The following is a 13,061-nucleotide window of genomic DNA, read 5'->3' on the forward strand; positions in this document are numbered from 1 at the left end:
CGCAGAGACCGTCGGATACGATGACGTGTCGAAAACGGAACTGACGGAGACGGATCGTATGGGTGACTGGATCAGCGCCGTTCCGTCGTACCTCGTCGTCGTCCTGGTCCTGATCCTCCCCGGCGCCGCCGTGGTCGCGGCCGGATGGGGCGTGCGCAACCCGCAGCGCCTGCTGCTCGCTCCCGCGATCTCGGCGACCCTCGCCGCCGCGGCCGCGACGATCGCGCACTTCGTCGGGCTGCGGTGGGGCCTCCTGCCCCTCGCGCTGTTCACCCTCGTGGTGGTCGGCATCGCGCTGCTGCTGCGCCGCGGAAACGGAGCCGACCCGGCACCGGCCGGGCGCCGCACCCTTGTCACAGTGGTGCTCTCACTCGCGGCGACCGCCGCGGTCACGACCGTGATGTTCGCTCGCGCGTTCGGCTCCCCCGACAACATCGCGCAGCGCTTCGACAACATCGTCCACCTCAACGCGATCGCCCTGGCCGTCCAGAACGGCGACGCCTCCGGGTTCCAGATCGGCGCGACCAGCGACATCGGGTTCTATCCCAACGGGTGGCACGCCCTGACCACGCTGGCGGTCGAGCTCACCGGCGCCTCCGTGCCGGTCGCCGTCAACGGTGCGAATCTCGCCTTCGTGTCGGTGCTGTGGCCGGCGTCGATCATGGCCCTCGTCGGCGCCCTGTTCGCGCAGCGGCGGACCGCCTACGTCACCGCCGCCGCACTGTCCGCCGGATTCGGGGCCTTCCCCGCCCTCTTCTTCAACTGGGGGGTGCTCTACCCCAACCTCATCGGTTACGCGATGGTGCCGGCCGCGCTGTCCACGGTGGTCACGGCGCTGGACGACCGCGGTCCGCGAGCGCTCACGCGTGCCCTCCTGCTCGTCGCGCTGCTCGCGGGGGGCGTGTTCCTCGGCCATCCGAACGCGTTCCTCTCGCTCCTCGCCTTCTCGGCCGCCCTCGTCATCGGCATCCTGGCCATTCGCGCCTTCGATGCCCGCACCCGTTCATCGGTGATCGGCGTCGCGGTGGCGGTCGTCGGGTTCGGCGCCGTCATGGCCGTCGTGTGGGCCGTGTTCCGCACGGGCGCCGAGCACTCCCGCTGGGAGCCGTGGCAGAACCTCGCCCAGGCCGCGGGCGAGGGACTCTTCGCCTCTCCCCGCGGTTTCAGCCCGACCATCGTCGTCGTCGCGCTCCTCGTGGCCGGATTCATCGCCGTCGCCCGTCGTCCGCACGGCCTCCCCGTCCTCGCGGTGTTCGCCGTCGCGGTGGCGCTGTTCATGGTGGTGTCGGGCCTGCGCATCGACTCTCCCGTACGCCAGCTGCTGACGAACCCCTGGTACAACGACTCGAATCGTCTGGCCGCGCTCCTCCCCCTCGCCGCGATCCCCGTCGCGACCCTCGGCGCACTCGCGATCGTCGATACGGCTCGACGGTGGGCGACGCGCCGGTCACTGCCGCGATGGACGCGCGTGACGGCCGCGGTGGTGGCGGTCGTCGCCGTCTTCTCGGTCGTGGTCGGCCCCAACGTCCGCATCGCGCTCGCCCAGGTGCACGAGGCCTACGCCTACACCGACGACGCGCTCATCCTGTCCGACGACGAGCACGCCCTGCTCGAGCGCCTCGACGACGAGACCCCCGCCGACGCGCTCATCATCGGCAGCCCGCGCACGGGGACGTCGCTCGCCCTCGCCCTCGCCGACCGCGAGGTCACCCAGCGGCACGTCTTCGGCTCCCCGTCCCCCGAGCTCCTCTTCCTCAACACGCACCTTCGCGACATCGAGACGGATCCGGCCGTGTGTTCCACGGTCGACGAGCTCGGCATCGACTACGTGCTCGACTTCGGTCGGCGAGACGTCATCGACGACCCCAACGGAGCCGTGCCGTACGACGGCATCCAAGACCTGACACCCTCGTCGCACCTCGTCCTCATCGACTCCCAGGGCCCGGAGGCCCGCCTGTTCCGGATCGAGGGGTGCTGATCATGGCGCGCGAGACGACGGTCGCGGTCGCCTACGACTGCCTTTTCCCCTACTCCACCGGCGGCGGCGAGCGACAGTATCGCGCGCAGGCCGACGAGCTCGGCCGTCGCGGACTCGAGGTCGACTACCTCACGGCCGTGCAGTGGGACGGTCCGACGCCGACCGAGGAGCACTTCCGCATCCGGCCTCTCACGGGCCGCCTGAACCTGTACTCCCCCGGCGGGGTCCGGCGTATCCCGGCGGCCCTGCGCTACGCGGCCGCGCTCTTCCGTGCGCTCGTTCGCCGCCGCCGTCGCTACACCGCGCTGATCGTGAGCGGCCTGCCGATCTTCAACGTCTTCGCGGCCCGTCTGGCCCTTCTCGGCTCGGGAACCCGGGTCGTCGTGGACTACCTCGAGGTCTGGCACCGACGCCAGTGGGTCGAGTACTCGGGCCTGGTCACGGGGACGATCGCGTGGCTGCTGCAGCGCGCGGCGATCGCGATCACCCCCCTCGCCACCTGCCACTCCCAGCTCACGGCGACGCGCCTGCGCGCCGAGGGGCTGCGCCGTCCGCCTCTCGTCAGCCCGGGGCTGATCGACGACGCCGTCGAGGTCGAGACCCCCGGCCCCGCGGCGCACCCTCCCTACGTCCTCTACGTCGGCCGCCACATCCCCGACAAGCAGGTCGAGGTCATCCCCGCCGCGGTCGCCGCCGCGCGCGAGAGCCTCCCCGACCTCCGCCTGGTGATCCTGGGCACCGGCCCGAGCTCCGACGCCGTGCGCGCCGAGGTGCGCCGGGTCGGCGGAGAGGAGTGGACCGAGTTCCCCGGATTCGTCTCGGATGCCGAGCTCGACACGCTCCTGCACGGAGCACTCGCGCTCGTGCACCCGTCGCGCCGCGAGGGCTTCGGTCTCGTCGTCGTCGAGGCCAACGCCCACGGCACCCCGGTGGTCCTCGTCGCGCACGAGGGCAACGCCGCCACCGAGCTCATCGACGAGGGCGTCAACGGCGTCGTCGCCCCGACCACCCGCCCCGACGATCTCGCCCGGGCCATCCGGGCCGTCGCCGACGGAGGTGACGACCTCCGCCGCACCGCGCGCGCCTGGTACGACACCGCCGTCCGCACCCGCACCATCCGCCGCACCGTGGAGGGCATCGCATCGGCACTCGCGTTGCCGAACCGCTCCACGGTGAAGACGAAAGAAGACACGCCTTGACCAGTCCCGTACCAACCGATCCCGCCTCGAGCGATCCCGCCTCGAGCGACGGCGTCGAGCTGACGATCCTCATGCCCTGCCTCAACGAGGCGGAGACCCTCGAGGTGTGCATCCGCAAGGCGCAGGGCTTCCTCGCGCGTACCGGCATCCGCGGTGAGGTCCTCATCTCGGACAACGGCAGCACCGACGGATCGCAGGCGATCGCCGAGCGGCTCGGCGCCCGCGTCTCGCACGCCCCGCGTCGCGGATACGGAGCCGCGCTCATCAACGGCATCGAGACAGCCCGCGGCCGGTTCGTGATCATGGCCGACGCCGACGACAGCTACGACTTCGAGAACCTCGAGCCCTTCATCGAGCGCCTCCGCGCCGGCGCCGATCTGGTCATGGGCAACCGCTTCCGCGGGGGCATCGCCCCCGGCGCCATGCCGCCGCTGCACAAGTACCTCGGAAACCCGGTGCTGTCCTTCATCGGGGAGCTGTTCTTCCGTCCCGGCATCCGCGACTTCCACTGCGGTCTGCGCGGTTTCAACCGTGCGCGCATCCGCGACCTCGACCTGCAGACGACCGGCATGGAGTTCGCCTCCGAGATGGTCGTGCGCGCCTCGCTCGCGCGGTACCGCATCGAAGAGGTCCCGACGACGCTGAAGAAGGACGGACGCTCGCGCCCGCCGCACCTGCGCAGCTGGCACGACGGCTGGCGCCACCTCCGGTTCCTGCTGCTGTTCGCCCCGCGGTGGCTGTTCGTCTACCCCGGGCTGGTCGCGTTCTTCCTGGGCGCGATCGCCGTCGCCGTGCTCTCGTTCGGCGGCGTCGAGATCGCCGGGGTCGGGTTCGACGTCACCACGATGGTCTACGCCAGCGCCCTGTGCGTCATCGGCTTCCAATCCCTGCTGTTCTTCTGGCTGACCAAGCTGTACGCGACGCAGGAGGGGTTCCTCCCCACGAGCGAGAGATATCGACGCATCGTCGCGAAGTGGTCCGCCGAGCGCGGTCTGCTCATCGGGCTCGGGCTCTTCCTCCTGGGCATCGTCATCGGCATCGTGCAGGTGACGCTGTGGGGAAGCCTCGACTTCGGGCAGCAGAACGCGGCCCAGGCGGTGCGTATCGCCGTGCCGAGCGCCCTCACGATCATCCTCGGCTTCCAGACCGTGATGATGAGCTTCTTCTCGGGCGTCCTCACCACGCCGCGACGCGAGCAGCGGCCCGAAGCCGTCATCGAGAGCTGATGGCCGCGCGCCGCATCCTCGTCGACCTGCTCGGGTTCACCGGCTCACGCGGCGGGACCGAGACCTACGTGCGGGAGCTCCTCCCGCGCCTCGCCGAACGGATGCCGCACGCCCGCTTCGCCGCCCTCACGGGGCGCGCGGGGAGCGGGCGCGTCGCCACCTTCTTCCCGGGCGCCGTACAGATCGTGCCCTGGGTGGGGGCCGACCCGGCGACGTGGGCGCTCGGCGCGGTCACGTCGACCGATCTGCTCGCTCGTCGCTACGGGGCCGACCTCGTCTGGGCTCCGGCGAACTTCGGACCCGTGTTCCGGGGCGTCCGGCGGGTGGTCACCGTCCACGACGCGATCTACGACGAGGTGCCCGGCGGCATCGCCGATCGCGCTCAGCGCGCCATCACGTCGTTTCTCATGCGCCGCTCGGCCCGCACCGCCGACCACGTCCTCACGGTCTCGCACGCGGCCGCCGCGAGCATCGGCGCCCACCTCGGCGTTCCCGCGGAGCGCATCTCGGTCGTCCATAACGGCAGCACCGACCCGCGCCCGCAGGACGACCCCGCCGGTGTGCTGTCCTCCCTGGGCCTCCCCTCCGGCCGGCCGATCGTCCTCAGCGTCGGCAACCGGATGCCGCACAAGAACTTCCGCGGACTGCTCGAGGCCGTGGCATCCCTTCCCTCCGCCGAGCGGCCCGTCACGGTCATCGCGGGCAGCCGTCTGCCCGATCCTCTCGCCGCCGACGTCGATCGCCTGGGCCTCGCCCGCGACGTGGTCCTTCCCGGTTGGGTGAGCGACGCGCAGCTCGAAGCGCTGTTCCAGGTCGCCGACCTCTACGCCTGTCCCTCGCTGGTCGAGGGCTTCGGTCTCCCCGTCGTCGACGCCCTGCGGCGAGCCGTTCCCGTCCTCGCGAACGACGTCCCCGTGCTCCGCGAGGTGGGGGGCACGGCCGCCCGGTACGCCGATGCGACGGATGCCACGGCCTTCGGCGCGGCGATCCGCGCGGTCCTCGCGGATCCACCGGATGCCGCGACGCGCGAGGACGCGCGAGAGTGGGCCTCGCGATTCACCTGGGACGACACGGCCGACGGCGTCGCGACCGTTCTCGATCGCGCTCTCGGGGAGCCGCGATGACCGACGCCGCGGGGCCGGCACCGCTGCGCGGACGCCTGGTGGGGTTCATGGTGGTCCCCGCGATCGCGGCGATCTCCCCACTCCTCGTCCTCCCGCTGATCTCACGCCTCGCGGGCGACGGCGGGTGGGCGAGCGCGGTCGCGGGCGAAGCCATCGGTACGTTCGCCGCGATCGCGATCGGCTACGGATGGACGGCCGTCGGCCCGGCCCTCATCTCGATCGCCCCCGACGACGACCGGCGCGCGCGGCTGTACCGTGACTCGATCGTCGTGCGACTCCTGCTCGCCGCGATCGTGCTGCCCATCCTCGCGGTGGTGTGCTGGTTCGTGGCGTCGCCCGGATCCGAGCTGCTGACGGTGCTGATGGGCGTCCAGGGCGCCCTGATCGCGCTGTCGTTCACGTGGTACTGCGCCGGGGTGGGCGATCCGCGCACGATCATCTTCTTCGATGCGGTCCCGCGCGTGGTCGCCACCGCCCTCGCCGCCGGAGCGATCCTTTTGACCGGGATCGTCGAGCTCTACCCGATCGCGGGCATCCTCGTCACGCTGGGCGGCACGACGCTGTTCAGCGCGCGGCTGCTGCGTCGGCATCCGGGTCCCTGGCCGCCCGCGCGCGAGATCCCCGGGCTCCTGCGCGCGGGTCTGCCGGTCGCGGTCAACGATGCCGCTCTGAGCGCGTACTCGAGCGTCCCCGCGCCGCTCGTGAACGTCACGGCGCTGCCCTCGGCCGCAGCGGGATACGCCTCGGCCGACAAGATGTTCAAGCTCGGCAGCGTGCTGCCGTTCACCCTGGCGAGCGCGTTCCAGAGCTGGGTGAGCGAGGGCGATCCCCTCGACCGCCGCCGCCGCCTACGCGTCGCCCTCGGCACGCATGTCGCCTTCGGCCTCCTGGGCGCCGTCGTCCTGACCGTCCTCGGACCGTGGGTCAGCCTCGTGATGTTCGGGGAGTCGGCCGCGGCCGGGCTCGATCTCGTCGCGGCGATGGGCCTCGTCTTCCTCTTCCTCTCCGTCCGTACCTCCATGACACGTCACGTGCTCTTCCCCGCGGGTAAGGCCCGCCTGGTGATGACCGTTACGCTCGTTGCGACGGCGGTCGGCGTCCCCGCCATGGTCGCGATGGCCATCGTGATCGGCCCCCTCGGCGCAGCCCTCGGCTACGCCCTCACCGAGGGCCTGGCCACCCTCCTGCTGTGGCGACCGTGTGCCCTCGCGATGCGCGACATCGCGTCCCCTCCGGCCCGACGAGAACAGGACCGCACCGCATGACCCCCTCCCCCCGAGACGCGACCGCGCGCATCGGCGCCGTCGTCCTGACCTGGCGCGACCGCGTCCAGACCGTGGAGTGCGTGACCGGGCTCCTCGCCTCACCGGCCGTCACCCGCGTCGTCGTCGTCGACAACGAGGCCGATGGGACGATCCAGGATGCCTTCGCGCCCGACGACCGCATCGAGTTCGTCGAGCTGAGCGCCAACACCGGATTCGCGGTCGGAGTGAACGCGGGGATGAAGGTCCTCCTCGCCGACGACGAGACCGATCTCCTGCTCGTGATGAACAACGACGCGACCCTTCCGGTCGACGACATCGACCGGCTGCGTGAGGCGCTGGCGGCGGATGCGTCCCTCGGGGTCGTCGGACCGCGTATCGTCACCCCCGACGGCCAGCGCTTCTCCGCCGGCGGGATCGTGAACCGCCTGACCTGGGGAATCAGACAGCCGCGCCCCGGGGAGCAGCCGGACTTCCTCACCTGGGCGTGCGTCCTCCTGCGACGCTCGACGCTCGAGATGGCCGGCCTCCTCGACGAGCGCTTCTTCATGTACTGGGAGGACGTCGAGTACGGCTTCCGCCTGCGTGAGCGGGGCATCGGGTTCGCCGAGGTCGCCGACGCCGTGCTCACCCACGCGGTCTCGTCGTCGCACTCCCGCGCGGGCTCGCGCATCCTCGCGTACTCGAGCCAGGCGTTCCGCCACTTCCTGACCCTGCACGGCGGTGCCACGACCGTCACGGGCCTCGCCCGCCTCAGCGCGAAGGTCCTGCTCACCCTGGCCCAGGGAGATCGGCGCGGTGCCGCCTACGTTCGAGCGGGCTGGCGTCTCGGCTCCCCCGCTCCCGATCCGGCCTACCCGGCCATCAACGCCCTGCCCTGAGAGGACGCCCCATGACCATCGGCTTCGTCGTGACGACCCTGGGGCGGCTCGAGCCGCTCCGCGCGCTTCTCGCCTCCCTCGAAGATCAACTGCGGGAGGGCGATCACGTCGTCCTCGTCGCGCAGGGCGCCCAGGACGACGTGGCGGCCCTCGCCGCCGAGTTCTCCGCCCGCGGTGTCCCGGTGACCGCGACGACCTCGGCCCGGGGTGCCTCGCTGGGACGGAACACCGGCGTCGCCGCGCTCCCCGCCGGCGACGCCGTCGTCACCTTCCCCAACGACAACACGACCTACCCGGCGGGCACCGTCGCCGCCCTGCACGCCGCCGTCGACGGGGCCGACTTCCTCGCGGGCGGGTTCACCTCCTGGGATGAGCGCGGTCCCAAGACGACGCTGCCGTCCGCGGGAACGCCGCTCGACAAGTACAACGTGTGGTCGGTCATCGAGATGGGCATCCTCATCCGCCGCTCGCTCTTCGACGCCGTCGGCGGGTTCGACGAGAACATCGGTCCCGGGTCGGCGTCGCCCTGGCAGGTGGCCGAGGGCACCGATCTGCTGCTGCGCGCGATGGCGCGCGAGCCGCGCCTGGTCCACGAGTTCCGATGGCTCCCCGCCGACGTCCACGTCGACGGGATCTCGACCGGCTTCGGGCTGAGCACGGCGGACCGCAGGCGCAAGCTGCGCGCCTACGGCCGCGGCACGGGGCGCGCGTTCGCCGTCCACGGATACCCCCTCTGGTGGCGGCTCGCCTTCACGGCCGCGGGCCTGCTCTACGGCGTCCGCAACCCGCGACCGATCACGCTCGGCGACGGGTGGCCGATGTTCCTCGGTCGCCTCGAGGGCACCCTCGGGCGCACCTTCGGCCAGGCGCGCATGGTCTCCGCGACCCGCTGAGCGCCCGAGACCCCGCTGTTACGCTGAGAACGTGTCATCCAGAGTTCTCATCACCGGCGGCGCCGGCTTCATCGGGTCCCATCTCTCCGAGCGCCTCCTGGCCGAGGGCAACGAGGTCATCTGCGTCGACAACTTCTTCACGGGGTCCCGTCGCAACGTCGAGCACCTCTTCGACAACCCGCGATTCGAGCTCCTCCGGCACGATGTGACCTTCCCGCTGTACGTCGAGGTCGACCAGATCTACAACCTGGCCTGCCCCGCGTCGCCTGTGCACTACCAGCACGACCCGGTGCAGACCACCAAGACCAGCGTCATGGGCGCGATCAACATGCTGGGCCTCGCCAAGCGCCTGCGCGTGCCGATCCTCCAGGCATCGACCTCCGAGGTCTACGGCGACCCGGCGGTCCACCCCCAGACCGAGGACTACTGGGGCAACGTGAACCCCATCGGCACGCGCTCCTGCTACGACGAGGGCAAGCGCGCCGCCGAGACGCTGTTCTTCGACTACCGCCGCCAGCACGACCTGTCGATCAAGGTCATCCGCATCTTCAACACGTACGGCCCGCGCATGCACCCGAACGACGGGCGCGTGGTCTCGAATTTCATCGTGCAGGCCCTCCGCGGCGAGCCGATCACGATCTACGGAGACGGCTCGCAGACCCGCTCGTTCTGCTTCGTCGACGACCTCGTCGACGGCATGGTCCGCCTCATGGACACCGGCCACGACGTGACCGGCCCCATCAACGTCGGCAACCCCGGCGAGTTCACCATGCTCGAGCTCGCGAACGCCGTGCTCGAGATCACCGGGAGCTCGTCCACGATCGAGCACCGCCCCCTTCCGCAGGACGACCCCAAGCAGCGGCAGCCCAACATCGACCTCGCACGCCGGGAGCTCGGGTGGGAGCCGACGGTCGCGCTGCAGCCGGGGCTCGAACGGACCATCGCGTACTTCCGCTCCGTCCTGACGGACTGATGCTGTCCGCTCTCCGCTCGCGCGTGCGCGCCGCGCGGGACTCCGCCCTCCTGCGCCCCGTCGTCGCGCGGGCCGATCGCATCTGGTGGGCACGGGTCATCCGGCGCGCGGGCATCGTCGACCTCGCCTACGTCCGCGCGCAGACCGGGAAGACGCTCTCCGAGGCCGCGGCCGTGCGTCGATACGTGAACGGCGGATTCCGCACCGGCCTGCGCCTGTCGCCTCTCTTCGTCGACACCGCCGTGGGCGACCACCTCCCCGAGGCGTGGCGCGTCCCGGCCCTCTACGCCTACCTCGTCGCCGACCCTCGGGGTCTGCAGGTGAGCCCGCTGTGGGACGCGCAAGCCTACGGCGCCCGACACCCCGACTCGTGGGACGCCCCGGGCGGCCCCGTGGGGCACGCGTGGCGACGCCGCGAAACGCATTCGCTCCCGTACGGTCCCGAAGCCGAACCCGCCGCGGCGTCGTGGGCCGAACTCTCGACCGTCATCACACGGGCCGCGCATCGGGCGCGCGTCGGCGGCGAAGTGCCGGCCACCCCCGGGGAGCGCCCGCTCGAACGCGAGCTCATTCTCGCGCTCGGACCCGACGAATGGGACTTCGACGAATCCCTCGCCGAGGCGGTGCTCTTCGCCGATCGCGACGACCAGGGCGTCGCCATCGCGGTGATGGACGGCCGCGCCGAGGACTGGACGCTCGCGTCGATGATGGCGGCCTCGCACCCGCGCGTCCGCGTAAGCCGTCGTCGCCACGACGATCCCGCCCGGGCTCTCGACGAACTCCTGCGCAGTTCGGCGGCCGAGGTCGTCGTGGTTCGCGGACCCAACGAGACGCTCACCGCCGCGGACGCGATCCGTCTCGCCGAACGGCTCGAGGCCGAGCCGGTCGGCACGGCCGTGGCGCCGGTCTGGCGCGACGGTGACGGCACCATCGCCGCCGTCGGTGCCGACGCCGAGGGACGTTTCCTCGCGGGGCACCCCATCGAAGACATCTCCGCGCTCGGCACCGACACGAACCTCGAAGTGCCCGGTCTCGCCGGTCTCACGTTCGCCGCGCGACGCGACGACGTCCGGTCCGACCTGCGCGGATCGGATGCCGCGAGCCTCGTCGGAGAGCGCGCGATCGTGGCGCTCGACCTCGAGACGCGCACGCGCTCGACCGCCCCGCGTGCCGACCTCGACGGCATCCGTTCCGCGGTGCGGCCCGTCGAGACCGACGACCTGCTCCGTCGCGCGGGCTGGGAACGTGTGTCCGAGGGGCCGTCGCCGCGCGTGCGACGCCCGCCCCGCCGCACGACGCTGGCCGACGGAACGGAGGTCCCTGTCCTGCGCTGGGCGCTGCGCACCGCCATCCCGGTCGGGCCCCGCGCCGAGGGATGGGGAGACACGCACTTCGCACGCGCCCTCGCGGGCGCGCTGCGCCGTCTCGGGCAGGAGGTCGTCATCGACTCCTACGCCGCGCGCGCGCGTTCCACCCGCCACCTCGACGACGTCACCGTCGCCCTGCGCGGCCCGGAACCCCTCGAGGCCTCCCCCTACGGCGTCTCGCTCCTGTGGGTGATCAGCCACCCCGACGAGATCACCCGCGCCGACGTGAGGGGTTTCGACCGCGTGTTCGCCGCCTCAGCCCCGTGGGCCCGCGAAGCCGGAGCCGAGCTCGGGGTCGACATCGCCCCGCTCCTGCAGTGCACCGACGCCACCCGTTTCCGTCCGACCGGTCGGCCGCGCGGCGACGACATCCTCTTCGTCGGCACGGCTCGCGGCATCCTGCGTCCGTCCGTGGTCGAACCGATCCGCGCCGGCATCCCCGTCACGGTCATCGGACCGGACTGGCGCGGCTGGATCCCGGCCTCGCACATCCGCGCGACCGGCGTCGCGAACGACGAGCTCCCCGCGCTGTACGAGAGCGCCGGCGTCGTGCTCAACGACCACTGGCCCGCGATGCAGCGCCGCGGATTCATCGGCAACCGCCTCTTCGACGTGGTCGCCGCGGGCGGGCGGGCCATCAGCGACCGGGTCGAGGGGATCGACGCCCTGTTCGGCGGGGCGGTGGCGACCTACGACACGGTCCCGGAGCTCATCGACATGCTGTCGGGGGATCGGGATGCCGTGTTCCCCGACACCGCGACCCTGGCGGCGGCGTCGGAGCGGATCCGCGCCGAGCACTCCTTCGATGCGCGCGCCCGAACTCTTCTGGATGCCGCGCTGCGGGCCCGCGGGCTCGAGTCCACCGTCTGATCCGCCCGACCAGGCGGCTTCCACCCGACGCGGCCGCGCGGTTCGAGCGGCGCCGAACGCGCAATCGCGTGAGAACGCGTCAGCGGAAACGCACCTCGGCGGGGACCGAGCCGAGAGAGTCCGACTGACCGTGGACTGTGAACTCCGCGCCCTGCATGAGGGAGTGGGACGTCGACTCGCTGATGCCGTGCAGGTTCGCGTTGATCCAGTAGCTCCCCGGGTTGAAACGGGCGCCGTCGACGTCGACCTCGATGGTCACCGTCTCCCCCGCACGGAGCGGCGGGAGCGATGCGCCCAGCATGCTCGTGTTCGACGCGAGAGCGAGGAGCCCGGAGGCCGTGTCGATGCTGAAGCCGAGGGCCCACTCGTCGAGCGCGCGCAGACCGGTGACCGTGACCCCGACGCGGAAGGACTCTCCGGACTCGAAGTCGTTCGTCTTGCGTCCATCGGCCGACCGGACGTCGACCGAGACGATCTCGGCGGCTCGCGTGACCTGTTCCGGCCGGTCCGCGACCTTACCGGAGCCCTCTTCGAGGAGTTCACGGAAGCGCTCGACCGCCGCCTCGGCGAGGCCGTCGAATGCCACGCGTCCCTTGTCCATGAGGATCACCCGGTCGCACAGCTCCTCGATCTGATCGAGGGCGTGCGAGACGATGATGATCGTGCGCCCCTCGCGCTGGAACTCCTTGATCTTGTCGAGGCACTTCCGCTGGAACTGCTCGTCGCCGACGGCGAGGACCTCGTCGACCAGCAGGATGTCGGGATCCGTGTGCACCGCGATCGCGAAGGCGAGGCGCACGAACATCCCGGACGAGTAGAACTTCACCTGCGTGTCGATGAAGTCGCCGACGCCCGAGAAATCGAGGATGTCGTCGAAGCTCGACTTCGTCTCCTCGCGGCTGAGGCCGAGGACCGAGGCGTTCAGGTACACGTTCTCGCGCCCGGTCAGGTCGGGGTGGAAGCCGGCGCCGAGCTCGATGAGCGCGGCGACGCGTCCCCGTTGCTTGACGTCACCCGACGTGGGCTGGATGATCCCGCCGATGACCTTGAGCAGCGTGCTCTTGCCGGAACCGTTGTGACCGATCAGGCCGATCGTGTTCCCGGCCCGGATGTCGAGGCTCACGTCGCTCAATGCCCAGAAGTTCTGCCGGTGTCGACGCCCCGCGCGGCCGAGCGTGACGATCCGCTCCTTGATGGAGGTGTCCTTGCGCACCACGAAGCGCTTGGACACGTCGTTGAGGACGACGACCTCGGGGCGCGCCGGTGCGGGGGCCACGTCAAACGACAT

The 13,061-nt window shown here is 71.4% G+C and carries 10 protein-coding genes; 9 read left to right on the forward strand and 1 reads right to left on the reverse strand.

Features of this window, described 5'->3' with window-relative positions; genetic code table 11:
• Nucleotides 1-58 precede the first annotated feature (58 nt).
• Genes NS283_RS18580 through NS283_RS03425 form a run of 9 tightly spaced genes read left to right on the forward strand, consistent with a single transcriptional unit; the run spans nucleotide 59 to nucleotide 11,773 of the window.
• Nucleotides 59-1,978, forward strand: coding sequence for a DUF6541 family protein (locus NS283_RS18580; protein ID WP_058595475.1), 1,920 nt, complete (start codon nucleotides 59-61; stop codon nucleotides 1,976-1,978).
• Nucleotides 1,979-1,980: 2 nt separating this feature from the next.
• On the forward strand, nucleotides 1,981-3,177 hold the full coding sequence (locus NS283_RS18585; protein ID WP_153003268.1) for a glycosyltransferase family 4 protein: 1,197 nt from the start codon (nucleotides 1,981-1,983) through the stop codon (nucleotides 3,175-3,177).
• Nucleotides 3,174-4,403: a glycosyltransferase family 2 protein gene (locus tag NS283_RS03395; protein ID WP_241492178.1), complete on the forward strand. Its 1,230-nt coding sequence runs from the start codon at nucleotides 3,174-3,176 to the stop codon at nucleotides 4,401-4,403. Before NS283_RS18585 ends, NS283_RS03395 begins: the two co-directional genes overlap by 4 nt.
• Nucleotides 4,403-5,527: a glycosyltransferase family 4 protein gene (locus NS283_RS03400; protein ID WP_058595477.1), complete on the forward strand. Its 1,125-nt coding sequence runs from the start codon at nucleotides 4,403-4,405 to the stop codon at nucleotides 5,525-5,527. The genes NS283_RS03395 and NS283_RS03400 overlap by 1 nt, the downstream gene beginning before the upstream one ends.
• Entirely contained in the window at nucleotides 5,524-6,792 is a 1,269-nt protein-coding gene (locus NS283_RS03405) for a lipopolysaccharide biosynthesis protein (protein ID WP_058595478.1), read from the forward strand. The genes NS283_RS03400 and NS283_RS03405 overlap by 4 nt, the downstream gene beginning before the upstream one ends.
• Nucleotides 6,789-7,670, forward strand: coding sequence for a glycosyltransferase (locus NS283_RS03410; protein WP_058595479.1), 882 nt, complete (start codon nucleotides 6,789-6,791; stop codon nucleotides 7,668-7,670). Before NS283_RS03405 ends, NS283_RS03410 begins: the two co-directional genes overlap by 4 nt.
• 11 nt (nucleotides 7,671-7,681) lie before the next feature.
• Nucleotides 7,682-8,563, forward strand: a complete 882-nt coding sequence (locus tag NS283_RS03415) for a glycosyltransferase family 2 protein (protein WP_058595480.1) — start codon at nucleotides 7,682-7,684, stop codon at nucleotides 8,561-8,563.
• Nucleotides 8,564-8,594: 31 nt separating this feature from the next.
• Nucleotides 8,595-9,536 (forward strand): UDP-glucuronic acid decarboxylase family protein, encoded by a 942-nt coding sequence (locus NS283_RS03420; protein WP_058595481.1) that lies wholly within the window; start codon nucleotides 8,595-8,597, stop codon nucleotides 9,534-9,536.
• Complete coding sequence (locus NS283_RS03425) at nucleotides 9,536-11,773, forward strand: glycosyltransferase family protein (protein WP_058595482.1); 2,238 nt, start codon at nucleotides 9,536-9,538, stop codon at nucleotides 11,771-11,773. Before NS283_RS03420 ends, NS283_RS03425 begins: the two co-directional genes overlap by 1 nt.
• Before the next feature lie 79 nt (nucleotides 11,774-11,852).
• Here NS283_RS03425 and NS283_RS03430 read toward each other — a convergent pair whose 3' ends face one another.
• On the reverse strand, nucleotides 11,853-13,061 hold the full coding sequence (locus NS283_RS03430; protein ID WP_058595536.1) for an ABC transporter ATP-binding protein: 1,209 nt from the start codon (nucleotides 13,059-13,061) through the stop codon (nucleotides 11,853-11,855).

Origin of the sequence: Microbacterium testaceum (assembly GCF_001476285.1) — a bacterium.
Classification (GTDB): Bacteria; Actinomycetota; Actinomycetes; order Actinomycetales; family Microbacteriaceae; genus Microbacterium; species Microbacterium testaceum_B.

Excerpts from the sequence above, each read along its gene's own strand:
- NS283_RS18580 (WP_058595475.1), top strand. The coding sequence starts at position 59 with ATGGGTGACTGGATCAGCGCCGTTCCGTCGTACCTCGTCGTCGTCCTG.
- NS283_RS18585 (WP_153003268.1), top strand. The coding sequence starts at position 1,981 with ATGGCGCGCGAGACGACGGTCGCGGTCGCCTACGACTGCCTTTTCCCC.
- NS283_RS03400 (WP_058595477.1), top strand. The coding sequence starts at position 4,403 with ATGGCCGCGCGCCGCATCCTCGTCGACCTGCTCGGGTTCACCGGCTCA.
- NS283_RS03405 (WP_058595478.1), top strand. The coding sequence starts at position 5,524 with ATGACCGACGCCGCGGGGCCGGCACCGCTGCGCGGACGCCTGGTGGGG.
- NS283_RS03410 (WP_058595479.1), top strand. The coding sequence starts at position 6,789 with ATGACCCCCTCCCCCCGAGACGCGACCGCGCGCATCGGCGCCGTCGTC.
- NS283_RS03415 (WP_058595480.1), top strand. The coding sequence starts at position 7,682 with ATGACCATCGGCTTCGTCGTGACGACCCTGGGGCGGCTCGAGCCGCTC.
- NS283_RS03425 (WP_058595482.1), top strand. The coding sequence starts at position 9,536 with ATGCTGTCCGCTCTCCGCTCGCGCGTGCGCGCCGCGCGGGACTCCGCC.
- NS283_RS03430 (WP_058595536.1), bottom strand. The coding sequence starts at position 13,061 with ATGTCGTTTGACGTGGCCCCCGCACCGGCGCGCCCCGAGGTCGTCGTC.